The 24,461-nt window shown below is 50.4% G+C and carries 21 protein-coding genes; 15 read left to right on the plus strand and 6 right to left on the minus strand.

Annotated elements, in window-relative coordinates; all coding sequences use genetic code 11:
• Positions 1-281: 281 nt before the first annotated feature.
• The gene (locus ACYVEA_RS00820) at positions 282-1,862 is read right to left on the minus strand and encodes a hybrid sensor histidine kinase/response regulator (protein WP_461111396.1); all 1,581 of its coding nucleotides are present in this window, start codon (positions 1,860-1,862) and stop codon (positions 282-284) included.
• 238 nt (positions 1,863-2,100) lie between these two features.
• Here ACYVEA_RS00820 and ACYVEA_RS00825 point away from each other — a divergent pair, with 238 nt between their 5' ends.
• The 3 genes from ACYVEA_RS00825 (at position 2,101) to ACYVEA_RS00835 (ending at position 3,886) form a co-directional block, all read left to right on the plus strand.
• Positions 2,101-2,787, plus strand: a complete 687-nt coding sequence (locus ACYVEA_RS00825; protein ID WP_461111397.1) for a DUF421 domain-containing protein — start codon at positions 2,101-2,103, stop codon at positions 2,785-2,787.
• A gap of 9 nt (positions 2,788-2,796) precedes the next feature.
• Entirely contained in the window at positions 2,797-3,489 is a 693-nt protein-coding gene (locus ACYVEA_RS00830; RefSeq protein ID WP_461111398.1) for a DUF421 domain-containing protein, read from the plus strand.
• A gap of 157 nt (positions 3,490-3,646) precedes the next feature.
• Positions 3,647-3,886 (plus strand): hypothetical protein, encoded by a 240-nt coding sequence (locus ACYVEA_RS00835; RefSeq protein ID WP_461111399.1) that lies wholly within the window; start codon positions 3,647-3,649, stop codon positions 3,884-3,886.
• 159 nt (positions 3,887-4,045) lie between these two features.
• Here the strand turns inward: ACYVEA_RS00835 and ACYVEA_RS00840 are convergent, their stop codons facing one another.
• Complete coding sequence (locus ACYVEA_RS00840) at positions 4,046-4,345, minus strand: hypothetical protein (protein ID WP_461111400.1); 300 nt, start codon at positions 4,343-4,345, stop codon at positions 4,046-4,048.
• A gap of 16 nt (positions 4,346-4,361) precedes the next feature.
• The gene (locus tag ACYVEA_RS00845; RefSeq protein WP_461111401.1) at positions 4,362-4,559 is read right to left on the minus strand and encodes a hypothetical protein; all 198 of its coding nucleotides are present in this window, start codon (positions 4,557-4,559) and stop codon (positions 4,362-4,364) included.
• Between the two features lie 422 nt (positions 4,560-4,981).
• Between ACYVEA_RS00845 and ACYVEA_RS00850 the strand changes: the two genes are divergently transcribed.
• Together ACYVEA_RS00850 and ACYVEA_RS00855 are read left to right on the plus strand one after the other, a co-directional pair.
• Positions 4,982-5,377 carry a hypothetical protein gene (locus tag ACYVEA_RS00850; RefSeq protein ID WP_461111402.1) on the plus strand — a complete coding sequence of 132 codons (396 nt, stop codon included), beginning with the start codon at positions 4,982-4,984 and terminating at the stop codon, positions 5,375-5,377.
• A 15-nt stretch (positions 5,378-5,392) separates the two neighbouring features.
• Positions 5,393-6,256 carry a manganese catalase family protein gene (locus ACYVEA_RS00855; RefSeq protein WP_461111403.1) on the plus strand — a complete coding sequence of 288 codons (864 nt, stop codon included), beginning with the start codon at positions 5,393-5,395 and terminating at the stop codon, positions 6,254-6,256.
• 129 nt (positions 6,257-6,385) lie between these two features.
• Here the strand turns inward: ACYVEA_RS00855 and ACYVEA_RS00860 are convergent, their stop codons facing one another.
• Positions 6,386-7,624 (minus strand): glycosyltransferase family 1 protein, encoded by a 1,239-nt coding sequence (locus ACYVEA_RS00860; RefSeq protein ID WP_461111404.1) that lies wholly within the window; start codon positions 7,622-7,624, stop codon positions 6,386-6,388.
• A gap of 421 nt (positions 7,625-8,045) precedes the next feature.
• On the opposite strand from ACYVEA_RS00860, the gene ACYVEA_RS00865 reads away from it, so the two are divergent.
• From ACYVEA_RS00865 to ACYVEA_RS00880, 4 genes are all read left to right on the plus strand, one after another.
• Positions 8,046-10,847: a TonB-dependent receptor gene (locus tag ACYVEA_RS00865; protein WP_461111405.1), complete on the plus strand. Its 2,802-nt coding sequence runs from the start codon at positions 8,046-8,048 to the stop codon at positions 10,845-10,847.
• 3 nt (positions 10,848-10,850) lie between these two features.
• A complete protein-coding gene (locus ACYVEA_RS00870) occupies positions 10,851-12,440 on the plus strand; it encodes an MFS transporter (RefSeq protein ID WP_461111406.1) in 1,590 nt (529 codons plus the stop codon).
• A gap of 127 nt (positions 12,441-12,567) precedes the next feature.
• A complete protein-coding gene (locus tag ACYVEA_RS00875) occupies positions 12,568-12,879 on the plus strand; it encodes a hypothetical protein (RefSeq protein ID WP_461111407.1) in 312 nt (103 codons plus the stop codon).
• 49 nt (positions 12,880-12,928) lie between these two features.
• Positions 12,929-13,936, plus strand: coding sequence for a GRP family sugar transporter (locus tag ACYVEA_RS00880; RefSeq protein ID WP_461111408.1), 1,008 nt, complete (start codon positions 12,929-12,931; stop codon positions 13,934-13,936).
• Positions 13,937-14,244: 308 nt separating this feature from the next.
• Here ACYVEA_RS00880 and ACYVEA_RS00885 read toward each other — a convergent pair whose 3' ends face one another.
• Complete coding sequence (locus ACYVEA_RS00885) at positions 14,245-15,123, minus strand: PfkB family carbohydrate kinase (protein ID WP_461111409.1); 879 nt, start codon at positions 15,121-15,123, stop codon at positions 14,245-14,247.
• A 250-nt stretch (positions 15,124-15,373) separates the two neighbouring features.
• Here ACYVEA_RS00885 and ACYVEA_RS00890 point away from each other — a divergent pair, with 250 nt between their 5' ends.
• From ACYVEA_RS00890 to ACYVEA_RS00915, 6 genes are all read left to right on the plus strand, one after another.
• Positions 15,374-15,994 (plus strand): TetR/AcrR family transcriptional regulator, encoded by a 621-nt coding sequence (locus ACYVEA_RS00890; protein WP_461111410.1) that lies wholly within the window; start codon positions 15,374-15,376, stop codon positions 15,992-15,994.
• A gap of 86 nt (positions 15,995-16,080) precedes the next feature.
• Complete coding sequence (locus ACYVEA_RS00895) at positions 16,081-16,542, plus strand: phosphatidylglycerophosphatase A family protein (RefSeq protein ID WP_461111411.1); 462 nt, start codon at positions 16,081-16,083, stop codon at positions 16,540-16,542.
• 5 nt (positions 16,543-16,547) lie between these two features.
• On the plus strand, positions 16,548-16,925 hold the full coding sequence (locus ACYVEA_RS00900; protein WP_461111412.1) for a GtrA family protein: 378 nt from the start codon (positions 16,548-16,550) through the stop codon (positions 16,923-16,925).
• Positions 16,926-17,011: 86 nt separating this feature from the next.
• Positions 17,012-19,489, plus strand: coding sequence for a DUF5686 and carboxypeptidase-like regulatory domain-containing protein (locus ACYVEA_RS00905; RefSeq protein WP_461111413.1), 2,478 nt, complete (start codon positions 17,012-17,014; stop codon positions 19,487-19,489).
• An 18-nt stretch (positions 19,490-19,507) separates the two neighbouring features.
• A complete protein-coding gene (locus tag ACYVEA_RS00910; RefSeq protein ID WP_461111414.1) occupies positions 19,508-20,797 on the plus strand; it encodes a DUF4833 domain-containing protein in 1,290 nt (429 codons plus the stop codon).
• Positions 20,798-20,820: 23 nt separating this feature from the next.
• Entirely contained in the window at positions 20,821-21,756 is a 936-nt protein-coding gene (locus ACYVEA_RS00915) for a phosphatase PAP2 family protein (protein ID WP_461111415.1), read from the plus strand.
• A gap of 208 nt (positions 21,757-21,964) precedes the next feature.
• Here ACYVEA_RS00915 and ACYVEA_RS00920 read toward each other — a convergent pair whose 3' ends face one another.
• Positions 21,965-24,445 (minus strand): hypothetical protein, encoded by a 2,481-nt coding sequence (locus tag ACYVEA_RS00920; protein ID WP_461111416.1) that lies wholly within the window; start codon positions 24,443-24,445, stop codon positions 21,965-21,967.
• Positions 24,446-24,461 lie beyond the last annotated feature (16 nt).

Below are 24,461 nucleotides of genomic sequence, written 5' to 3' on the forward strand. Positions count from 1 at the left end.
CGTAGATTACCCGGTACGTGGTACTCCTGAAAGCCTTTCCCGAATCGGTGGGGGATAGCGATTATTGACATACCCCTCTGTATCGGACACGCGCACGGTGGGTAGGTGTTGCCCCCAGGCCAGGAGTCGAACCCGGCAATCTGCCTGAGCGGTACCGCCCAACGGTAAGCATAGGCGTGCTGCCTGGTTTGGCTTTTTAACCCGTCAAGCCCGATTCAACTCGAAAAAATGGATTAAAATTGAGGAAACGGAGTAGTCTTGTGCCTAAAGTTCACGACGCCTTATTCTCTTAACAAAGCCAGTAGGCTGGTCAGGGCCTTGTAGTCCAACGGTTTAACCAGATGGGCGTTAAAACCAGCCTCTTCACTACGTCGTTTGTCTTCCTCCTGGCCATAGCCGGTCAGGGCAATGATAAACAGACCTTTTCCCCAGGGCTGCTGGCGAATTTGCTGACAGGTTGCGTAGCCATCCATACCCGGCATGCCAATATCCAGCAACAGCGCATCGGGATGCAGGTGCTCTGCGGCCAGGATGGCTTCCTCACTGCCGTACCGGGTATGTGCTTCATACCCTAGCCGCCTGATAATCATCGCAGTTGTATCGGCTAAGTTGCGGTTATCATCGACGACCAGTACCCGGAGCGGATCCGTGGAGGGCCGGGACGCCTGGGCTGTCCCGGCCTGTGACTGGCTCTCGTCGACCAGGGCCGGTAAATGAACGATAAAGGCGCTCCCCTGGCCTAATCCCGCGCTCTGAGCCTCCACACGCCCACCGTGTAGCTCCACCAGTCGTTTAACAACGGTCAGGCCAAGACCCAATCCGCCCTGTGGTCGATCCAGCGATGTATTTACCTGAACGAACAACTCGAAAATACGTGTCAGTTGATCAGTGGTCAGCCCAATACCGTCGTCGCGCACCCGTAATAAGGCTTCCGGAGCCAGCCCTTCCACTTTCTCCACCGTTACGCTGACATGGCCGCCCTCCCGGGTATATTTAATGCCGTTGGTGAGCAGATTCAACAGGACCTGATGCAGCCGGGTGGAGTCGCCCCGAACATAAACAGGCTTATCTGGCAGAGAAACCGTCAGTTGACGGCGCTGGGTATCGTAGAGCGCCTGCACCCCTTCAACCGCGTCGCTCACCAGCGACCCTAACTCAATCCGTTCCCACTGAAGCAGAATTACGCCCCGACTGATGCGACTCACATCAAGCAAATCCTCGACTATCCGCTCCAGATGAGCCACCTCCCGGCTCATCATCCCCAGCCTTTTGGGTAAGGAAAGACTCGGGTCCTGACCCTTCGTTAATTCTAACAGCAGCAACGTATTATGCAGGATTGCGAGCGGATTGCGCAGCTCATGACTTAACATAGCCAGAAACTCATCTTTTTGCCGATCTGCTGCCTGGAGTGCTTCTTCAGCCTGTTTCTGGGCTGTTAAATCCCGCAATACTTTGACCAGGCCGCTGATGGTTCCCTCCTGCTCCCGCAAAGGGGTGGTCACCCCTGACCCATAAAAGCGCGAACCATCCTTCCGACGATGCCATCGTTCGTTTTCAGCCCGTCCCTGCTGAACCGCTTTTTGGACCTCGCCTTGCGGAGCCCCCCTAGCCTGATCTTCCGCAACAAAGAGAATATCACCTGGTTGCCCTATAATTTCGTGTTCGGTGTAGCCAAACATGGCTTCGGCTCCGGCGTTCCAGCTACTGATCCGGCGGTTTAGGTCGATCGTAAAAATGGCGTAGTCTTTGACGCTTTCCAGAACCAGCCGCTGCCATTCTTCGGACTGGTACAATGCTTTTTGAAGCCGTTCATGATCAGCGTCGGATTCGGTTTGATCCGATGAGGAAGTTGAATTAACCATAGCTTTAGGGAATAGCTCCGAAAAGACAAATACGTCAGCGTGGACAGGGGCATATACCGTGCACCTGCTCCTGCACTTTAGAACGGCCTTGCAACAAGGGAGTTTGTTAGCAGTTGGGTTACGGCCTGCCTTACCGCACACTGGCCTTTTCCTCATTCCTGGGAATCATAACCAGCGAACTCCGAAAGCAGATGGTTAGGCACGAAACGTCGCACGCAGTCAAGACTATCCGATACGTATGCAACCCGAAAAAATCTTTTTAACCGACTGGAAACGCATCTTCTTCGGCGATACACCACCGATATTTACCCTGGAGATATTCGGGCGTACCCTGATCATCTACCTGATCCTGCTGATTGCCATGCGGGCGTTCGGAAAACGACTGACTGGCCAACTGACCATCATCGAGATGTCCATCATGTTAACGATGGGGGCCATTCTGGCACCAGCCATGCAACTATCCGACCGGGGCCTCTTGGCCGGAACCGTCGCGCTGCTCTGTGCGCTGGCTTTTGAGCGGGGGATTAATTATTGGGGGCTGAAAAATTCATCCGCCGAGGAATTCATTCAGGGGAAAGAAACCGTATTGGTCGAAGATGGGATTCTGCAAGTGGAAAACTTACACAACAGCCGCATCTCAAGACCTCAGTTACTGAGCGTGTTACGTTCCGAAAATATTTACAATGTGAGTAAACTGCACCGGGTGTATCTCGAAGCCTGCGGGCAGTTTAGTATCTACACCCGAGAAACTGATGAGCCCGGTTTGTCGACGCTGATGGATAGTGATTCGGAGATTCACTCCATTCAACAGTTGGATCAGCAGCGCGTTGCCTGTTCCTGCTGTGGGAATACGATCCCGGCCAATCCGAAACCGGGTAACTGTCCGGTATGTCGCGCCAAGGAATGGGTAGCCGCCTATCGTTAATCAAGCCGTATGCAACAAGATCAATATAGTCAAATCAACGACTGGTTCCGGATACTCTTTGGAGCCACCTCGCCTAATTTTCTGATTGAAATTATCTTCCGGGCTTTTTTTATTTATCTGGTCCTGCTGGTATCGATGCGGATGATGGGCAAACGGATGGCCAATCAGCTCAGCCGAAATGAGATGGCGGCTCTGGTATCGATGGCGGCAGCCGTGGGTGTACCGCTCCTGGACGCTCACCGGGGTTTACTGGCTGCGGTGGTCATTGCCCTGGTTATCGTCGGTGTTCAGCGGTTGATAGCCCGGCTGATTCAGGACAATCCCCGCCTGGAAGCGATTACGCAGGATACACCCAGTATTCTGGTCGAGAATGGGGTGTTGCAGTTAGACGCCATGCGTGAAACTCTGGTCACCCGCGAGCGGCTATTGGCGCAGTTACGCTCGAATAGTATGGAGCATTTAGGCCAGGTAAAGCGCTTGATTATAGAGCCCAACGGTAATTTTACGCTCATTGAAGCGCAAACACCGCAGCCCGGCTTACCGGTGATTCCTGGCTGGGACACCCGATTTAAACCCCAGAAAAGTCACGTATCCGACCAGCTGGTGTGCCGCCAATGCGGGACCGCGAAGGCAACGGCTACAAATCAGGCCGATAGCTGTCCCCATTGCGGTGATCGGCACTGGGTTCAATCCCTGACTTAACCCGTACGTCCCTTTTGCGTTATTCTCCGGGCATTTTATACCTTGGGATAGTCCTAAAGTATTCGTTTGCTTACTTGCCTGGCGGCTGCCTAAACTTTCATCCTGACTGGTTGTTAACAGAGAGGAACTCAACGCGAATTTTTAAACTCAAAGTAACATGGAAGACGAAGATAAAGAAGATATCCTTCGGGCTAAACAGGCCATTTCGCCTGCTGGCCTGGGCGACCGCTCCGACAAGGCAACGACCCTACCCGGTAATGATTCACCCGACGATACGCCCCTGAGTGGTATCGATCCAACGCCATCGGAGACGGATGAGGATGACGACACTGCCACCACGCATCCGAACCGAAATGCGGATGGGAAAGTCGATATTGGCAAGCCCCCATACAGTTAAACGAACCGATCTACGAGCAAGGCGTCTTCACCCAAGGACGCCTTTTTTTATGGACACATCTTCAGTTTGTCCCTTATCGATTCTGCTTTTATACCCATGAAAAAACTTCATTAATAGCAGCCATAACTTGACGAAACAGGGTGTTGGGCAGGCCTCGGTCTAGCAGGCCTGTGGCTGTTGACTCATGTGAAGAAACTCAAGCAAATCAAACGGCCGGCGGCTCAGGAAATGATCGGTTAAAAAGGCTACATCCCGCTCAAATTGGCAGTGCTCCGCCATTGTATTACACTCTCCCAGCAATACCCGCTCATAAGCCGCCTGCATTTGCTCGACATGAGCAGCCAGCCGTTCATACATCGCTTTCCGGACGAGGGCTTCCAGTTCACTCTGCGTTTTATGTTCAGGATCGATACCCAGTAAGGGACATGCGGCCAAGATCGAATTAAACGTAGTGTCCATAAGTGTGAAAGTAAGGTCAGCCAGGATTAAGGCAGCCTGGTAACTGTTTATGTGGATCAGTCAGGCATTGCTGAGCTGCTTTAGGATTCACCGAGCCTTTAGCCCTACTTATCAGCTTCTCACCGGTGGCTTCCTTTTCATCCAGGATTGTTTCCAATAGATCCGTCGATCGGACTATGACCTGCCTGCTGGACCAGCGTGCGGACCGTGCCATAGGGCAGGCTGTTCCAGGCCTAACCCCTGCCAGAATGGGCAGTTGAAAGCAGGACGTAGTAAGTGAGGAAACGGCCAGTTGAATCAAGACTGAACCCACCTCGTCAAGTTGGTTAATGCCTACGCTATAGAGCGTAGGGGCATCGTTCAGCTACGTTACTGGCACAGGTTTCCCACAGATTGTCATTCGGGTGGTGTGGGCTCAAACCGACGAGCCAGGGAACGGGCTGCTAATGAATCAGGCAGAGCGTTCCCTTCGTTATGGTCCTGCATTACGTCCAGACCGTTGGCAAAAAAAATTACGTCGGACCAGCCGGAAGGCCTACACCATTACCTCACTTCCAGGCGCTATTATAGTCTATTAAGTACGACCAGCCGGTTATTTCCCGAGTTCAACATTGAACTCATAAACCAAAACAACGTATGAAAAAAACCGTAATGACGATCGCGCTGCTGGTGGCAGTAGCGGTTGGGGGCGCTCAGGCCCAGTCCAGTAATTCCAGATCCGGAAGCGCTTCCTCCCAGGGCACTACCGGTACAGGCAGCAGCCAGTCGGGTTCGGCCAGGCGTTCGGGCCAGACGGGCACGTCGGGTACCACAGGCCAGAAAAGCGGGTCGACTGGTAGTTCAGCCGCCAGTAGTTCGTCGTCTGGCGTAGGCAGTGTAGGGAGCCAGTCGAGCGGCAGCAGTTCCGGCCAGGGCCAGACGAGTACAGGTAACAAATCCGGCAGCAAAACCAAAAATCGCCGGACTGGCGGTACCATCAATGGCAGCAGTTCGAGCAACAGTACCTCAGGCAAATCGAATTCTAACCAATAATAGCTGACTATCCTTATGTTTTATCACGATAAGAAATTACAATATACCGTACGGGTCGATAAACCCAATCCTCAATTTGCCCGGGCGCTGCAACAAGCCATTGGTGGCATAGAAGGTGAAATTCGTGTGTGCTTACAGTATTTGTTTCAGGCCTGGAACTCGCGTGGACCCGTGCGCTACCGGGACATGCTCTTAAACACCGGCACCGAAGAAATAGCCCACATCGAGATGCTGGCGACGGCGGTCTGTCTCAATCTGGAAGGGGCCCCGAGCAGCGTTATCGACACCATTGTTGGCAACGACCCGATGCTGGAAAAGATTATGGGCGGTGGCGATCCCCGGCACTTTCTGTCGGGTGGTATGGGCGCGATGGCCTCGGATGCCAACGGCGTTCCTTTCAATGGTTCCTGGGTGGTTAGTTCGGGGAATACCGCGGCTGATATGTACGCCAATGTCATGGCCGAAGCGACAGGCCGAACCCTGGCAACCCGGCTATATGAAATGACCGATGATGCGGGCATGAAAGATATGCTGGCTTTTCTGATCGCCCGCGACACGATGCACCAGCAACAATGGCTGGCTGTGCTGGAAGAGTTGGGCAAAGGCGACATACGTAATGTGCTACCGATTCCTAATAGCTTTCCTCAGAGTCAGGAACATAAGGAATTCAGCTATACGTTCGTCGACACCAATATTGATCCAAACGAGCCGACGGTTGGCCAAAACCTCCGCTGGACGCAAGGCCCCTCACTGGATGGACGTAGCGAATTCCGGGAAATGAAAGCACAGCCCTACGGCAATGAACCTAAGTTAGGGCCACCGATGCCAGAAGGTCATGCCCAACTGGAGCAGATGCAGCAGGCCGGAGAAAAAATCTAAGTCTCTATTTCACTAACCAAGGGTTTTCATCGATCAGATGAAAACCCTTGGTTATATGGTTTAGCTATCTATCCCTTAACTTGGGGTAAATGCCAGGAACCGCCCATGCTCCAGGCCAGCTTTATGTACTTATTGCACAATGGGCTGAAGCTGCCCAGCCAGAATATGCTGCATCTGCTGCCAGGTATTTTCCCAGGACTGCTCCTGCAGGAATTGATCCAGTTGGAGCCGGTCGCCAGAGGGCTGGTTCCGTATTACCAGCGATAGACCAGCCTCAAACGCCGATACCGAACCAGCTATGATTGTTTGCTCCCAGCCCCCATAGGTACGTACCACATCCTGAATGGGGGTCGATACGACGGGTAGACCAGCCGCCAGAAATTCAGGGGTTTTTGTGGGGCTAATATAGCGTGTGGCCTCGTTGATGGCGAAGGGCATCATGGCCGCCTGCCAATGGCTAAAATAAGCCGGCAGTTCGTTGTACGCTTTCATGCCCAGATAATGCAGGTTTGGACCCTGCGGTAATTCATCCGGATTGATCTTGACGACGGGTCCCAGCAGGACAAACTGCCAATCGGGACGACGGCGGGCGAGTTGCTCGATCAGCGACAGGTCCAGCCGCTCGTCGATGACACCGCTATAGCCAATGCGCGGTCCAGCGATAGGCTGCTGATCGACTGGATCAGGCAGCCCCCTTCCAGGCCGGCTTTTCCGGGCCTGGGTAAAGTGGTCGAAGTCAATGCAACTCGGGAAGGCATACACCTGTGAATGCCGTTTCTGCTTCGCTTCGTAGAGGCTGTAACCACCCGTAAACACCACGTCGGCACGGTTCAGTAGCTGCCGTTCCTGCTCAATGAGCCTCGGTGGAGCGCCCAGAAAAGCCGATAACTCGTCCATACAATCATACACAGTCAGGCGAGGGCGCAAATGATCGCTGAAGGCCAGGGCCATCGGTGTGTAATACCACAAAGCGTAGTTTTGAATGTGCTGCTCGGTCAATAGCTGATCGAGCAGGTCACGTTGATACTGAAGAGCCTCATCAGGGTCAAGACCAGGGGGCAGGCGAGGCACTACGACCGAGAGTTGATGACTTACCTGGCTGACGACCAGGCCGGGCGAATCGCCCTGGATGGGTTCTTCTATATACCAGATGCGCCAGCGTCGGGCGGCCCGGCTCAGCAAATGTTGAGGGCGCTGGTAGACGAAATTCCAGCGCAAATGCGAAAAGCAAATCAGGTCATCCAGGTCATTGGATGCTCCTGTCCGATGACCGGATTGGTTCGTTCTGGCAGATTTCTTGTCGACTAACGTAGTGGATACTAGTGGGAGGACGGATAAGTTGGAGGATAAGGCGTTAGAGTCATTCATCGTAAAAATATTGGGTTTAGCCTAATCAAGAGCGATACTAAAGTTGACTAAGCGGTTGTATAACCACTAACCGGTCTACCAGGCATTCGGCTTCTGATGCGGAACTAGAATGAGGAAACGGATGAACCTCTGACGATACATAGGCACTTCAATCAGCAGAAAACTTCCTGAGCTTTCGCCTGAAGCCCTGCCTTTCTAACGAGTCGACCGAACAAAGAGGAAATGTCCTGCCAGTAAATCTGCTGACTAAGGACCAGAGAAAACGATAGAAGGCCTACCCATTTCCTCACTAATCAGCCCGAGGGCCAGTTCAAAAAGTAGCGGATTCGTTGTCAGTAAATATGAAAAATGGCGGGTTTTATCGACCAAAAAATTCCGTCGATCAACCAACCGTCCGAAAAATTCACGTCGAGAACCGACTATGAAAAACGACTACATTGTTCGCTCGCTGATCGTATCCAGCCTTCTTTTGGTAGTTTGCCAACTCACCACAACCGCTCAATCGATTCGGGGGCAGGTAACAGACGCCACCACGGGTGCCAGCCTGCCGGGTGTTTCGGTACTGGTCATCGGTCAGACGACCGGTGCCATCACGGATGCCAATGGATTCTATACACTGTCGGTTAGTGCAGGCAGCTACACCTTGCGCTTCAGTTTTGTTGGCTACACTACACAGAACCTGCCCGCACAGGTAAGCGAAACAAGCACCACGACACTGAATGTGCGACTGGCTGAAACACTGGCCAGTTTAAATGAAGTGGTGGTGGTGGGATCGCGGTCGACGCAGGCCCGAACCAGCACCGAAACCGTAGCCCCGGTCGATGTGATTCAGTCCCGCGATCTGGTGGCAACGGGCCAGATCGATCTTACGCAACAACTGAATTTTGTCGCGCCTTCCTTTAATTCCTCCCGACAAACGGTGTCGGATGGCACCGACCATATTGACCCCGCCACGCTACGTGGGCTAGGACCGGATCAGGTGCTGGTGCTGCTGAACGGAAAACGTCAGCACAATCAGGCGCTCATCAACATCAATGGCACGATTGGGCGGGGTTCAGTGGGAACCGATTTAAATGCCATTCCCAGCTCGGCTATTGAACGGATTGAAGTGCTGCGCGATGGCGCTTCCTCCCAGTACGGTTCCGATGCTATTGCCGGGGTTATCAACCTGCGGCTGAAAGAGCAGCCCGGCACAACGGTCAATGCGCAGCTCGGGCAGCAGTACAAAGGGGATGGTCAGGTAGCGCAGGTGGGCATCAATCACGGGTTTAAGCTGGGCGAAAAAGGGTTTCTGAGTGTGACGGGCGAATTTCGACACCGGGGCGCGACCAACCGGGCCGGCGATTATACGGGACCCGTTTATGTAAACTGGAACGTGGGTCAGCAAACGGGGGAAACCACGGAAGCTTTTATAGCCAGACGGCAGGCGCTGTATCAGCAGGATCAGGCGTTGATTCGGCAAAATAATTTCAGTGTACAAAATAACCTGCAGGTCGGTAATGCGCGGATTGACAACGCCGGATTCTTTTTGAACGCACGGGTACCAATTACGGGCACAAACGCCAGTTTCTATGCTTCCGGCGGACTGAACTACCGCCGGGGGCTGGCGGCTGGTTTCTACCGCTATCCTTATCAAACTACGCAGGTGATTACGGCCTTGTACCCGAATGGATTCCTGCCCAACATTCAGTCGACCATCAATGACCAGTCGCTGCTGGTGGGTATTAATGGAGAAACCAAGGGCTGGCGCTGGGACATCAGCAATGTGTATGGAGGCAACTCGTTCCGGTTCGACGTAACGAACTCCAATAATGCGTCGCTGGCGTATCTGGGTACGTTCAATAACCCGACTGCCTTCTATGCCGGCACGCTTAGTTTTTACCAGAATACCGCTGATGTCAGTGCGGCCAAGGATTTTGGTAAGCAGTTGGGACTTACTTCCTTCAATGTAGCGGCTGGCCTTACGTACCGGAACGATCAGTACCGAATTAAACCGGGCGAAGCGGCATCCTACCTGAATTTCAGTCCAACCTCGGGGCAGGTTGGCGGTTCGCAGGTCTTCCCCGGTTACCAACCAGCCAACGCCGTTAATGCGCATCGGTACGTTTACGGCGCCTATGTAGACCTCGAATCCGACGTAACGGAGCGGCTGCTGCTCAATGTGGCAGGACGCTTTGAGCAGTACAGCGACTTTGGCGGTAATCTCGCCGGCAAACTGGCCGCCCGCTACCGGTTTAGCGAAGCGTTCTCGTTGCGGGGCTCGCTCAGTAATGGCTTTCGTGCCCCTTCCCTACACCAACGTTATTTCAGCGCCATCAGTACTGTTTTTGTCTCGAATGGTACTTCGCTGGAGCCCCGACAAACGGGTACGTTCCGCAACGACAGCCCTATTGCGCAAGCGTTTGGCGTACCTTCGCTGGGCGCCGAACGGTCGACGAATTACAGCATTGGCATCACTTCACGCCCTCTTCCGAACGTCAGCGTAACGATCGATGCCTACCAGATCAACATCCGAAACCGGATTATTTACAGCAATCAGTTCTCGCGTGGTTCCACCGGCGCGGGCCTGATCGTAGCCAACATTCTGAACGGGGCGGGTCAGACCGATGTCAACAGTGCGCAGTTTTTCGCCAATGCAGTCAACACCCAAACGCAGGGCATCGACATTGTTATGGCTACCAACCCGCGTTTAGCGACGGGTACGCTGGACATAACGCTGGCCGCTAATTTTAACCAGACAAAAGTCGTGGGCGATATTCAGCGTCCGGCCAACATTCCAACCGATGCTACGTTCGGTAATTTCCTGTTCAACCGGCAGGATAGTGCCCGACTGACGGTGGCACAGCCCAGGAGTAAAATTCAATTGACGTTCAACTATCGACTGCGCAAGTTTGGGGTTGTGTTACGCTTCTCGCATTTCGGCACGGTTCAGGCCTACGACCCCGCCAACCCGGCGCTGGACGAGATTCAGAACCCCAAACTGCTTACCGACCTGAACGTATCATACCGGATTCTGAAGAACCTCAATATCACGGTGGGCGCCAACAACCTGTTCGATGTGTATCCCGATCCACTGCGGGTAACCAACTACCCCACACCGGAGCGGTACGGCTCGGCGGCACTGGACAATTCATCCTTTGGGCGATTCATCTATAACCGAAGTGCCACGCAATTTGGCTTTAATGGTGGCTATTATTTCGTGAACCTGTCGGCTAGTTTTTAAGGAATGACACCTCAGCACCCCTACTATGAATGGGTCCCGACATGGCTTCGTGATGCAGGTGTTATTAGCCTGCTGATTCTGCAAAACTTCGTCTTCGGCTCAAGCACCGATATGTTGCCGGAACTGACTGGCGAGTTGGGAACCCTGGCCGAAAATGTCAAATTTATTATCCAGGCCAATGCTATTGGATTTATCTGCACCCTGCCGCTCTACTACCGTTTCCGTAGTTTCTTCAAGAAAAAAGAGTTGCTGTTAGGGGCTTTATTCCTACAGCTCGTGTTAGCGCTACTGGCGGGTCAGATCGCATCTGTTCCCTGGCTCTGTCTGCTTAATTTTAGCATCGGCACGGCCAAATGCATGGTTACGCTGGACATGATCGGTCTGTTGATGGCTCGCTTTAATCCGACCAACAACCGGGCGTTCTTCTACGGGCTATACTACACCATCTCCAAACCTGTGGCCCTGCTGGCCGACCTAAGTCTGGCCTGGCTCATTCATCAATACAACTGGCACTACGCCATCTGGCTGTCGATACCCGCTATTTTGGTGTCAATTGGCCTGACAGCGTTGATCTTCCACGGCGATCGGCTACTTCCTAAAGCTCCGCTATCGCAGATTGACTGGACGGGGGCATTTCTGCTGACGCTGACGTGTATATTGCTGACGTTCATCACCGATTTTGGGAAATATTACGACTGGTTCAACTCCCCAATAATCGGCTGGTCGGTAGCGATGCTGGTAGTTACAGCATCGCTGTTTGTTTATTGGGAACTTCGGCAGGAACGCCCGTACTGGAACCTGAAGATTTTTAGTCAGTACCCGCAAATTCGACTGGGGGTAGTTCTGATGCTGGTGCTTTGCCTGTTCATTTATTCGGCTTCGCTGGCCCGCCAGTACGCGTTGGGGTTAGTGAAAGGCGATGCCTGGTTTCTGGATCACCTGACGCTGGTTACACTGCTTGCCTACCTCATTAGTTTCCCCCTGTGCAGTTGGTTACTGGCCCGTCAGTTATCCTATCGATTACTCCTGCTGGCGGGCTTCGGCTGCTATATGCTGTCGTACTGGTACATGATTATCACTGTTTCCCCCTCGATTGATCCCGCGAACCTCTATCTGTTTTATTTCCTGCAGGGGGTTGCTTATGGTCTGATTTTAACCACCTTATCGACCTTTGCTTCCACCGACATAGGTGTGGCCGACAATCCACACCGAGCTTTCGCCAGCGTGGCCGCCCGTTCCGTAATTGGGCTGGTAACGGTGGGGGCTATCTGGGACAATGCGCTGTTTAGACGGGCGGCCGTTAATCGAAACAATCTGATCACTGAGCTTACCGACGAAAATGACGCGTTTCGTCAACAGATCCAGTTGTTGGCCCATCGATTCACCCAGGCGGGCCTTGATACCCAGCACGCGCAGGCTGCCGCCGACCGGGTGATCTATCAGAAAGTTGACGCGCAGGCTCTGTTACTGGCGGATAAAGATTTGTTTACGAGCCTGCTGCTGCTAGCTATTGTCGTGGTGCTTTGTATTCCCTTTATGCGTTCGCTGGAAATGCATAATCGTCGCCAGACTAACCAGTACCCACTGGTGTAACGAGTCCGTAGTATGGACCTGCCTGCCGGACCATTCGCTTACTAATTGCGGCTATGGACGACTGGATTGGCGCCTTTGCTGTTGAGAAATTCAATACATTATTATACGTGCACAAACAACAACCAGCATGATCAATTCAATCATCCAGCGTTGTCCTGATACTGAATCATCTGGCCAACCGTCGAAGTACGATCCGGAACATAGCGAGAGTTTAGACCAGACCCGCTCGGGACAGAGTCCTGTAACGAGTAGTCCTGACGAAACGCCCTATGTGGGTAGTCATGCCGACAATTACGATCCCGACCAAGCGCCTGACCGTAATCCGGAGGAGGATGGCCCTAGTGGAGAGAATACAAAAAATGGAGGTGAACAAGGGGGTGGTTTATGGACAAGTGGCGGCAACGTAACAACGGGTACGTCCTACCACGATGAAGATTGAGCCGTCCATTAAGTAGCCAATTTACCTGCTGCGCAACTATCCTAAAACCATGTTCATCATTAAGCAGCCAGCACTGGCTTTTGGGCTTTGCCTACTCACGATGTTTTGCTGGGGTTCCTGGACCAATGCGCAGAAATCGGTCACTCAATCAGCGCCACTTTATGTTTTCTACCGGGATTATGTATATGGCATATTGTTGATATCGCTGGCACTGGCATTTACACTGGGCAGCTTTGGGGATCAGGGCCGTTCGGTAATAGACGACATTCAACAGGCTGAACTGAAAAATATACTCCTGGCTCTGGCAGCTGGCATTGTGTTTAATTTAGGCAATATGCTGCTCACGGTGGGCATTAGTATGGCTGGAATCTCTATTGCAATGCCCGTAGGTACGGGTCTGTCGCTTGCGATCGGGCTGGTTATCAATTATCTGGCCGAGCCAAAAGGTAGCGTAGCCATGCTGGCCATTGGTGGCGGAGCGATACTGGGAGCCATGGTTTTTAGTGCGCTGGCTTATCAGACCAAGCAGGATAATGCCGACACGGATGAGGGCTCTGCTGGAAACAGAGGCATCTGGATCGCGCTGAGCGGTGGGCTGGTTACAGGCTTTTTTTTCCGGCTTATTTCGTCAACGCTGGCTAAAGACCTAAGCCAGCCAGAGATTGGTTTTTTAACGCCTTATACGGGGTGTGCCCTGTTTGCCATTGGCCTGGCGATAAGCAATCCCTTGATTGAGTATCTGGTCCGACGGTTTGCCCTACCGGATCAGGATGGACAGTTAGAGTACCAGCAAACAGGCCGCCGTGAGCACCTTATTGGTTTATCGGGCGGGTTGCTGTGGGGTATCGGGATGATCGCTCTGTTGATCGGCTCCAAACAGGCAGGTGATGCCGTATCGTATGGCCTTAGTCAGGGAGCGACCATCGTTTCGGTGTTTTGGGGGATATTTTACTGGAAAGAGTTTGAAGGCGCTCCACCAAAAGCCAGCCGCTACCTGTGGCTGATGGGTATCACTTACCTGGTGGGCCTAGTATTAATTAGTCTGGCCAGATCCTGATCGACGGCTCCATTCATTTGAGAAGGCATGAAGTCATAATATCCGAAAAACACGACAGCTACGGGATACATGGTGCCAGAAGTTTCTAAAAGTTATGATTGTGAATTATAACTTTTATTAGTACTCTTTTAAGCGCATACCGTTCAATTGGAAGTTGTCTACCAAAGGCCTATTCTGTATAACTTATTGACTTTGCAATAGCCTATAAATCAATCGCTTAAGTTCGGGCTTAGGCCATATTCAAGGCATTAACTTAACGCACGGTTTGGGTGAACAGTTTAGAAAGTGAGACCGTTAAAAATGCTCGGTTAACTCAAAACACCTTGCTCTAATTGGGTTGCAATCAACTCGGAAGACCCAGAGAAAGGCCCGGAGGAACCTACTTTTAAGGTAGCCAGCGCTGCGCCAAATTCTCCAGCCTCCTGTACCGAATTACCTTGTACCCGCTTCCACAAATAACCAGCCATATACGTATCACCACAACCGGTGGCATCAACGACGGCGGTTGGCTTAAAAGCCGGAATTTGATAAAAAGTACCTTCGGTGTAGATAAGCGACCCTTTGCTACCAAGCGTTATTATCACCTCCCGCACCCCCAGATCGGCTAAGTACAGGGCTCCCTCTTTCGCATTCCTGCGACCGGTAACAATTTCCATTTCAAACTCATTTGCTTTCAAAATAGTCACGCTGGGAAGTATCCTTTTTTTGGCTGCCCAGTCCTGATAGACAACTTTTTTATGCCATACACGTCGTAAGTATCCCTGTATGTCTAATGACACCAGCCCTTTTTTCGATAAATCCTGAATCAGCTTTATGGGAATATCATCGGCCAGCAGTGGCCCTAAATGGTACACTTTAGCAGTCAGGTCGGGCATCTGCGAAACGCTGAAGGGCGATGCCTTTCTCAGTACCTGCTGTTCCCGATAATCCTGATCGTCGTTATAACTGTTCTGAAAATAAACCGTATGCGCGCTCGGTAAGGTATAAACGTCGACGCCTTCCGAACGCAGTTCATCAACTATATAGTGATCCTGCAGCGCAAGAGCCGTCACTAGTTTATACTCAATGTCAGCCTGCAAAAGCGTTTTAGAAAAGTAAAACGAGGTTCCGCCCGGCATGTATGTCACCGATTGAGGGGTAACAACTTTATCCAGTGAGATGTGGCCAATCGTGCAGATGTCGGTCATAATTTGTGTCTATCTTCCTGTGATAACTACGTTTAAGGGGTAAAAAGTTGATGCTTTCGCTACTAAAAAAGCACTTTGCGTCTAACCCGTCTATAAGGTATGTCGATTATTTTAACATTAACATTCGGTTAATGTTCTTAATAATATAACATAATCAAATGCTTTAATCATATAGTTTAAACATTTGATTAAAACATTTGACAAATATAAATAACCGGCGGTATCTTTGCTGCATCAAACCGCAGTAAAGATGCTATCTGTTAGTTCGACTGAAGAGAAAATTAAGGATGCCGCCAGGAAAATATTTCTACAAAAGGGCTTTGAGGGCGCTACTACCCGGGACATTTCCAGGGAAGCTGGCCTGAACTGTGCCTTGATGAATTACTATTTCCGCAGCAAGGAGAAACTGTTCGCGTCGGTCTTCGAGGAAATGCTTCATCTTTTCTTTCAGGGCATGATCACGGTGCTTAACAAGCCCATTAGCCTGAAAGAGAAAATAATTGAATTGATAGACCATGATTTTCAGACGTTTAAGCGCAACCCGAGCCTATGTATTTTTGTTCTGAATGAGTTACACCGAGACCCAGACCAATTAATAAATATTATACAGTCGGCCAAGACCCAGACGGCCTTGCTCTTTGAGTTGCAGTTGAAGGAAGCCATCGCTCAGGGGCTTGTGCGCCCCGTTAAAATGCAGCATGTATTAAGCCTGCTGCTGTCGAACACCCAGTTTATTTTTCTGGGCAAAGCGATAACAATGAGTACCTGGCAAATGGATGAAGAAGCGTTCAATATGTATGCGGAAGATCACAAACAGCTTATCACACAGATGATTATTAATTTTCTATTCATACCTGAGGATGCATCTTAACTCTGTTCTTTTTTCACTTTACCTGGTAATAATCTTTAGCCGGATGACAGCCAACAAAGTCTTATTTTAACTACATACGTTAATCGATGCATAAATTGATAGCTACCGGTCTGGGGATTGGCTACATCCGCAAAGGGGGCGGAACAGTAGCCTCCGTTGCCTGTTGCGCTGTCTGGTACGTGGCTCATCTTAGCACAGCCCAACCTGTTGGCAATCTGTTTTTTGCCCCCATGCTGATCACCCTGGTGATTACACTTGTTGGGATCTGGTCAGCAAATGCGGTCGAAGCCCAATGGGGAAAAGACAGCTACCGGGTTGTTATTGACGAAGTAGCCGGTATGTGCCTCAGTCTGCTGTTTATTCCAGTTACCGAAAGAAGCCTGCTGGCGGGGCTCGTATTATTTCGTCTGTTCGATATTGGTAAACCTTTTGGCATCCGAAAACTAGAAAAACTACCGGGGGGCTGGGGGGTTATGCTAGATGATCTGTTGGCTGGCCTGTACGCGAACCTGCTTTTGCAGGGGGCTTTGATATTGAGACTTTTATAAAACGTATGCGAACATTCTTTAAGGTTCAGGCCACTTCTCTCCTAGCTAGCGGCATTGACTTTTTAACCACTGTTCTTTGTGTTCAGCTGTGGCATTACTGGTATTTATCGGCCAGTGTAACCGGGGCTGTTGTTGGCGGACTTGTCAATTTTATCGTATCAAAAAAATGGACATTTGCTGAAAGCCGCCAACCCGTTGCCTCACAACTCAGTCGATTTGTGCTTGTCTGGCTCGGGAATGCCGGTGCAAATGCCACCGGACTTTTTGTTACTACTCATTTTTTAGGCGTCCAATACCTGGTGGCCAAAACAGTCGTAGGTATTCTGGTCGGTATCAGCTACAATTATTTTTTACAGAAAGACTTCGTCTTCACCATGTCATGAACTATTTACTCCGTTGCGCGTCTTACCGAACAGTCCTGCTTTTGAGCGGGCTCCTGTTTTTGTGTTCTGGTTTAACCCGCGCACAGGTGACTACTGTTACTGGAATCATTATCGACGGGGCTACAAATCAGCCCCTGTCGTTTGCCAATATCGTTTTTGTGGGTACGACCATCGGTACGACCAGTAATGAACGAGGTGCTTATACGTTAACGGCTACTGGAAATTTTACGAAAGTAGCCGTTTCATTTATCGGTTATAAATCCGTCACCAAAACGATTACCCCCGGCACAAGCCAGCAAGTGATTATGAGGCTGGAACCGGACTCTCAACTCCTGAATGAAGTCGTTATCCGTAGCGGCAAACGGGAGCGCTACCGGAATAAAAACAACCCGGCGGTCGAACTGATTCGAAATGTGATCAGCCACCGGGAGCAGAATCAGATTGGCCATTATGACTTCGCGTCGTATGAGGAATACGACAAACTACAATTTTCCTTAAGCAGCCTGTCGACAAAAGTATCGGAGCGGAAAATCTTCCAGAAATATAAATTCCTGCTCGATAACCGGGATACCCTTACGTTGCCGGGCAAATCACTGTTGCCGGTTTATCTGGAAGAAAAAGTTTCCGATACGTATTATCGCAAAAGTCCGCAAAAGGAAAAGGTCATTGTCAAAGGCAAAAAACGGGTTGATTTTGGTCAGTATTTCGATAATAATGGACTCAGTCTCTACTTAAACCGGATGTATTCGAAAGTCGATATTTATTCGAATTCGATATTTCTGATGACCAACCAGTTCCTCAGTCCCATTGCCAGCAGTGCGCCCACATTTTACCAGTTTTATCTGGCGGATACCCTTATAGTTGGCAAAGTCAAACTGATCGGGTTGAACTTCGTGCCCCGCAATGCTACCGACATGCTGTTTGAAGGCAAGATGTACGTAACGATGGACAGCAATTATGCGGTGCAGCGAATCAACCTGTCGATCAACCCGAAGATTAACCTCAACTGGGTACGCGATTTACAGATTCATCAGCAATTTGAGCAGAATACGGATGGCCGGTATTATCTCAGCAAAAGTGATTTGCTAGCCGACTTCGGGATAAGCAAAGGCAAGGGGGGCGGCATCTTCGGTCAGCGAACCCTCTCCTATCGAAACTATAAAACAAACGAAGCCCACCCCGATGAATTTTATGATGGTCAGCAGCAGGTCGTAGCAGCCGATGCCGATGCCAAGCCCGACCAGTTCTGGAGAGAAAGCCGCCATGATACCCTCTCGGCCGCTGAATCGAAGGTATATGCGAATATTGATAGTTTGAAACGAATGCCCTCGTTCCGGCGCACAATGAGTACGCTGACGTTCTTACTGGCTGGCTACAAATCATTCGGTGCCTTTGAGGTAGGACCGGCCAATACGTTCTACAGCTTCAATCCGGTCGAGGGGTTTCGATTACGGCTGGGCGGACGTACCACACCTGAATTAAGCAAACGCTACTACGCCGAAACGTATGCGGCTTATGGTTTTAAAGACGAGCGCTGGAAGTATTTTCTGAGTGGAACGTACTCGATCAACAACAAGTCAATATACCAGTTTCCGCAAAATTATGTTCGGGCGAGCTTCCAGCGCGACACGAAAATTCCGGGCCAGGAGCTTCAGTTTGTGCAGGAAGATAACTTTCTACTGTCTTTCAAACGGGGCGTTAACGACAAGTGGCTTTATAACGACACCTGGCGCATTGACTACGTTCATGAGTTTGAAAACCACTTCTCCTACAGCTTTGGCTTTAAGAACTGGCAGCAGGCGCCCGCAGGCGCATTGCAGTTCAAGCGAGCCACCGACGATGAAAATACGCCGTCGCCTACGGTGATAACGTCTGAGTTTTCGGTGGAAACGCGCTGGGCGCCTAATGAACAATTCTATCAGGGCAAGATTTACCGGGTGCCTATTGTGGGCAAATATCCAGTCTATACCCTGCGATTTGCCGCTGGTGTAAAAGGGTTGCTCAATAGTTCATACAACTATCAAAACCTGACCGGCAGTATCAGCAAACGCTTTTTCCTATCCCAACTGGGGTATTCAAACGTAACACTACAGGGTGGCTATATTTTCGGTCAGGTGCCGTTCCCTCTCCTGACGATTCACCGGGCCAACCAAACCTATGCGTATCAGTTAAATTCGTATAACCTGATGAATTTTCTGGAATTTGTCAGCGATCACTACGCCAGTATAGCCGTAGACCACTCTTTTAATGGATTTTTCTTTAATAAAATCCCGTTATTCAAAAAGCTCAAGTGGCGGGAAGCGGTTTCGATCAAAGCGTTGTACGGCGGTTTACGGAGTCAGAATGATCCACAGCAGCATCCATCCCTGTATCAGTTTCCAACCGATGCCCAGGGTGTGCCTTCTACGTACACGTTAACCCGAACGCCCTATATCGAAGCCAGTGCTGGTGTAGCTAATGTGCTGAAGTTTTTCCGGATTGACCTGGTCAAACGACTTAATTATTTAGATCATCCAAACGTGTCTCAATGGGGTATCCGCGCCCGCGCCACCTTTGATTTTTAACATAAAACGCCTACCACTATGCAACAGGCACTTCCTTTCCGCACAAAAATTCAGTTGGGCATTTATACTGTCATCAACCCCTTTGTCAGAGTACTGATTCGGTTGGGACTAACCCCCAATATGATCACGACCATCGGTCTGGTTTTAAACATGGGGGTAGCAGGAATCTTTATTCTGGGCGCCCAACAAGGCAACCGGGGCGATTTGAGCTACGTTGGCTGGGCTGGAGCACTAGTGCTGTTCGCCGGTTTATTTGACATGCTGGACGGGCAGGTAGCGCGGCTGGGGAAGATGAGTTCACTTTATGGAGCTCTCTTCGATTCGGTACTGGATCGGTACAGCGAATTGATTATGTTTTTAGGCATATGCTATTACCTGATTGCTCATCACTATTTTTTTGGTTCGCTATTTGCCTTTATTGCCCTGATCGGTTCGATGATGGTCAGCTATACCCGCGCCCGCGCTGAAGGGCTGGGTATTGAAAGTAAAGGCGGTCTCATGCAGCGTCCCGAACGGGTCGTTACGATTGGCGTGTCAGCGCTGGCATGCGGCTGCCTGGCTCCTTTGCTGGGCCCTGATTTTAAAGTGTATGTACCAGGCATTCCGGTACACGTCTTTGAAACGATGTCGATTTTTACGTTACCGTTAACTCTTATGGCGTTCATGACGAATATAACCGCCTATAACCGGTTGATGGATGCCAAGAAAGCACTGGCTCAAAAAGAGAAATCTGCGACCCGGCAACCGGTGCTGATGCTGGCATTTCTTATATTGACGTCTGTAATGGGCCATTCGGCGGTAGCGAAGGGAGTAGCTTCCGGGCTCAGTCAGGAAAAGCCGAAACTAACTTTCCCCGTGCCCAAAAACATTCCCAATCAGTTATTCTATCTTCAACGGGACCCCAATCCGAATACGATTATCTGTGCATTAAACCTAAAAAATGGTCAATTGGACAGGCACGATCCCGTTCATGTTTTCTGGATTCGGTATACCGAGCAAAGCCAGCCGAAGGAGCTTTCCTATATTCAGCGTACGTTTGCCTACGGCATCAAAGCGCGCGCGCTGTCGAATGAAGAATACGAATTGAACTTTGTATCCTACAAAAAATTTCCGTTACGTCTGGTCAAATCGGAGCGGGACGCCGGCTACTACGTTTATGCAAATGTGAACCAGAAAAAAGTGATTTTGAGACGTCTTTATCTACACATAGAAGGTGGAACCTTGTGGATGCCGAATGTAAAGTACATCCAGGTAGAAGGTATTAACGCGTCTACCGGTGAAAGTACCGTCGAACGAATTATGGTCTGATACCGTACTTGTTTACCCATAAAATGACACCTGATTCTTCAATTGCCAGTCCATCTTTTTATAAGCAGGTGCTGACCTTAAGCCTCATATCACTTGGCTATCTGCTGTTGTCCTTTGTGCTGGTTGGGTTTAAATCAGATCAGTTGTTTCTGGTTGGGTTAGTGAATGGATTGTATTTTGCGTCAGCCCAAAGCCGCAAATTTGTTATCGGTTTTTCTATTTTCATCGTGTATTGGATCATTTTCGATTACATGAAAGCGTTTCCAAATTACCGATACAATGCGGTGCACCTTGAATCACTTTATTCGCTGGAGAAAGGCCTGTTCGGCATTGCCAACGGAGCTTCAATTCTAACGCCTAATGAGTACTGGCTAATTCATCGAACTACGCTACTGGACGTATTGACTGGCTTATTTTATGTAAGCTGGATTCCAATTCCGCTCCTGTTCGCTACGTATCTTTTTTTTAAAGACCGGCCATCGTTTTATCCCCTGGCGCTGACGTTTGTGCTGGTCAATCTGTTAGGGTTTATCATCTACTACCTCTACCCTGCCGCCCCCCCCTGGTACATACAGCACTACGGCTTTACGTTTCATCCGAACACGCCTGGCAATACGGCTGGCTTAGCTAATTTCGACCGGTACTTTGGCATCAATCTCTTTAGTTCCATTTACGCCAAAAGCTCCAATGTTTTTGCCGCGATGCCTTCATTACACTCGTCATATCCGGTGATTGTTTTGTACTATGGTATAAAGAATAAGGTAGGCCTGATTAATGTATTCTTTTTGATTGTGATGGGGGGCATCTGGTTTTCAGCCGTCTACACAAGCCATCACTACGTACTGGATGTGTTGGCAGGCATCAGTTGCGCCCTGGTCGGCATTCTTCTGTTTAACCAGTTGTATAAAACACGCTGGCTAACTGCTTTTAATCGGCGATTGGTTGCTTTAACAACCTAACCCTACTGCTCCTCACCAAAGATAATGACGATGTCAGGGCATTTATCCAGTCGTCAGATGGCTGAAACAGATGGATATAACCCTCCTTTTTCATTCCATTTTAAGAAACAGGCACAATACAAAGCCGTGTTCATGTTCTTTAAACACGGCTTTGTACGATCAGGTAGCGTTCGTTTGTCAGCACCTATTTCCAGCCAAAGGGCCAAGCTCACTTATAAATTAGAGACGTCGTCGCTTCACAGTCTTTGTCCGTTTTGAAGCGAATCCAGCGAGCTTGAAAATCCTTCGGAAATTCGTAATCGACCGATTTTCCAGGAGCGACCGTAAATGACTTATACGTCATCCAGACGCCTGAACCGACCGGATCTGCCTCGATGGTAAAGGTTATGGGCTGAGTAGCTTTGTGCGTAAGTTGCAGGCTGCGTTGGTCGTAGAAGCCGATCAGGTACGGATCAGAGGTTTCATTGGCTTTCACCGATGCATTTTTCCAGGGGCCACCGTGACCCGTTGGCTTGCCCAGCTTCCACAGATCATCAATGGCACCTGCCCAAATGGCCGCCTTTTTGTCGTCCGAAACAATGATGTGTTCGTTCTTTCCGGCCTCATTTAAATTTATACCGGTCATAACCAAAAGCCCACGATACGACGCATAATCATTGATGCGCAGATTATGAGACGAAACGGGGCGCATTTTAGCGTAGCCATCGGCATTTTCGGCAGGCAATTCGTAGAATGTGCCGTGGCAGTTGAGCAGGTCGCGTTCGGTGGCTACTTCCCGACAGATACGAAGAGCGGCCTGATTGGTCAAACCCGTATAGGCATCATTGCCGAGGGGTAACCGCCAGCGTCGTCCTTTGTCGTCAACAATCAAAACGCTCGATTCATCAATCGTTACTACGTTCTGCGGAATGGCAAACTTGGACTTAATAACATCTACCGTTCCGGCATCCTCCTTCCGAACGAGCTGCATGTCGGCGTTCAGTTCATAATACCCAACATCCGTGGCTTGTCCACCTTTGTAGGTCGACGCGGCCATGCCCAACGCCCGTCGATTAGCCCCTAATCCGTACATCAAACCACCTGATGTATTAACGGCTGCTACGTTGCTAAGCCCGGCAAATAATGAACCGGCCGTCGTATTGCGTGTATCGTTGGCTGAATATGAGAAGTGAGCGGATAGATTGGCCGCTTTGTCTGCCTTAATCCGAATCCACTCGCCGAGGACCTCTGCGCCGAAGGGGACATAGGTAGACTTATGCGCCCCAACGGTCACGGTTTGCTGCGAAGCCCAGCTACCCGTTCCAGTTTTATCGACCTCGAACGTGATCCGGACATCCGTGTCGCTGTTGTTTTGAATCCAGGCTGAACGGTTGGCCCAACCAGCAAATAAAAACGGCTCGGAGGTCTGATTCGCTTTGATGGGTTCATTGAGCCAGACGGCGCCTTCGGCTGTAGTTGGACCAAGTTGATCAGGTAGATTCAGGGAGGTGAACCACAGATTTGAATTCGATTGGCCGGGACCTTCCAGGCTACCCTTTACTTTTCGTTTATTCAGAAATTCTTTTTGCGCGGAATCATCGCAGCCAAAAACCAACTGATCATTCCAGCGGGCGTAATCACCAATCACTTTCAGATACGCAGATCGGGGCCTGATACCAGCCGTATTCGTTGCGGTGAAGCCACCGGGAAACCGCCAGAACATACCGTGCATGGTCATCAGATAGTCAGGTTGCTGGGTCGTACCAACATCCCGGATGCGGGGCCACTCGGTATTCCAGCCATGAGCGCCGTCGTATGAATGACTGGCTTTAGGAAGCCGAAAAAAATGCCAGCCCGTCGTTTTGTCACGCACGCCCAGCAGCACCGATTTATGGTCCCAGCCGGTGGCCCAGATGGGGTCCGTTTCCGGATTTTTGTTGCCGTAAATGCCACCCGGACCTGTCACCTCAACGAACTGATTTCGCCGGACTACTTTCCAGTCTTTGCCGTTCCATTCTGAAAGAGAGCCCGCATCCACATCGAACTGGACCAGCGCCTTAGCCCCCGGTTCGCCATTATTGGAATACACCATAACGCCCTGCCCCGAATAGACGCCTTTGCCGTGCGCACCGGGCAACAACGTGTTTTGCAGGTTATTCGATTCGTCCGATTCTTTTTTCCGATTGACATTGCCATCTTCATAGAGCATTGTCGGAGCCAGCGTCGTTACGTCCACTTCGTAAAACCCTTCTTCCATCGTTCCGTAGTAGATTTTTCCTTTCGGATCGGTCAGATGGCGCGCATTCCCCGTATGACGCCCAGGCATCGTTTTGTACGGAATAACCCGAACATGTGCCTTACTGTCAATAGCATAAGGGCCAATGAATAGCTGATTACTTTCGGGATGAATCATTCGGTTGGCGGGGGTGCCCCCAATGCTTTCAGCCCGGACGATCTGCTTTTTATCAGAGGTTATTTCGTATAATTTATCGGACGATCCGAACGGCAAATGGGGTCCATAGGTGACAACCCAGAGATTACCCGCCCAAGGAACAACGGCCCCCGTGCCACATTCACCTTCATTATTATACATGGCCAACTGCGGGTAAATTCCGCTGTAGGACGGCACCTTTTTAGACTGAGCGACGCCTAAATTACCGTGTGCAAGCAGCCATCCAATCAGGCCAACCGAAAGAAAAATCTTTTTCATTGCATTAAAAATAAGT

This window comes from Spirosoma jeollabukense (assembly GCF_054777855.1).

Coding starts and splice junctions, on each gene's coding strand:
- ACYVEA_RS00820 (WP_461111396.1), bottom strand. CDS start 1,862: ATGGTTAATTCAACTTCCTCATCGGATCAAACCGAATCCGACGCTGAT.
- ACYVEA_RS00825 (WP_461111397.1), top strand. CDS start 2,101: ATGCAACCCGAAAAAATCTTTTTAACCGACTGGAAACGCATCTTCTTC.
- ACYVEA_RS00830 (WP_461111398.1), top strand. CDS start 2,797: ATGCAACAAGATCAATATAGTCAAATCAACGACTGGTTCCGGATACTC.
- ACYVEA_RS00835 (WP_461111399.1), top strand. CDS start 3,647: ATGGAAGACGAAGATAAAGAAGATATCCTTCGGGCTAAACAGGCCATT.
- ACYVEA_RS00840 (WP_461111400.1), bottom strand. CDS start 4,345: ATGGACACTACGTTTAATTCGATCTTGGCCGCATGTCCCTTACTGGGT.
- ACYVEA_RS00845 (WP_461111401.1), bottom strand. CDS start 4,559: ATGGCACGGTCCGCACGCTGGTCCAGCAGGCAGGTCATAGTCCGATCG.
- ACYVEA_RS00850 (WP_461111402.1), top strand. CDS start 4,982: ATGAAAAAAACCGTAATGACGATCGCGCTGCTGGTGGCAGTAGCGGTT.
- ACYVEA_RS00855 (WP_461111403.1), top strand. CDS start 5,393: ATGTTTTATCACGATAAGAAATTACAATATACCGTACGGGTCGATAAA.
- ACYVEA_RS00860 (WP_461111404.1), bottom strand. CDS start 7,624: ATGAATGACTCTAACGCCTTATCCTCCAACTTATCCGTCCTCCCACTA.
- ACYVEA_RS00865 (WP_461111405.1), top strand. CDS start 8,046: ATGAAAAACGACTACATTGTTCGCTCGCTGATCGTATCCAGCCTTCTT.
- ACYVEA_RS00870 (WP_461111406.1), top strand. CDS start 10,851: ATGACACCTCAGCACCCCTACTATGAATGGGTCCCGACATGGCTTCGT.
- ACYVEA_RS00875 (WP_461111407.1), top strand. CDS start 12,568: ATGATCAATTCAATCATCCAGCGTTGTCCTGATACTGAATCATCTGGC.
- ACYVEA_RS00880 (WP_461111408.1), top strand. CDS start 12,929: ATGTTCATCATTAAGCAGCCAGCACTGGCTTTTGGGCTTTGCCTACTC.
- ACYVEA_RS00885 (WP_461111409.1), bottom strand. CDS start 15,123: ATGACCGACATCTGCACGATTGGCCACATCTCACTGGATAAAGTTGTT.
- ACYVEA_RS00890 (WP_461111410.1), top strand. CDS start 15,374: ATGCTATCTGTTAGTTCGACTGAAGAGAAAATTAAGGATGCCGCCAGG.
- ACYVEA_RS00895 (WP_461111411.1), top strand. CDS start 16,081: ATGCATAAATTGATAGCTACCGGTCTGGGGATTGGCTACATCCGCAAA.
- ACYVEA_RS00900 (WP_461111412.1), top strand. CDS start 16,548: ATGCGAACATTCTTTAAGGTTCAGGCCACTTCTCTCCTAGCTAGCGGC.
- ACYVEA_RS00910 (WP_461111414.1), top strand. CDS start 19,508: ATGCAACAGGCACTTCCTTTCCGCACAAAAATTCAGTTGGGCATTTAT.
- ACYVEA_RS00915 (WP_461111415.1), top strand. CDS start 20,821: ATGACACCTGATTCTTCAATTGCCAGTCCATCTTTTTATAAGCAGGTG.
- ACYVEA_RS00920 (WP_461111416.1), bottom strand. CDS start 24,445: ATGAAAAAGATTTTTCTTTCGGTTGGCCTGATTGGATGGCTGCTTGCA.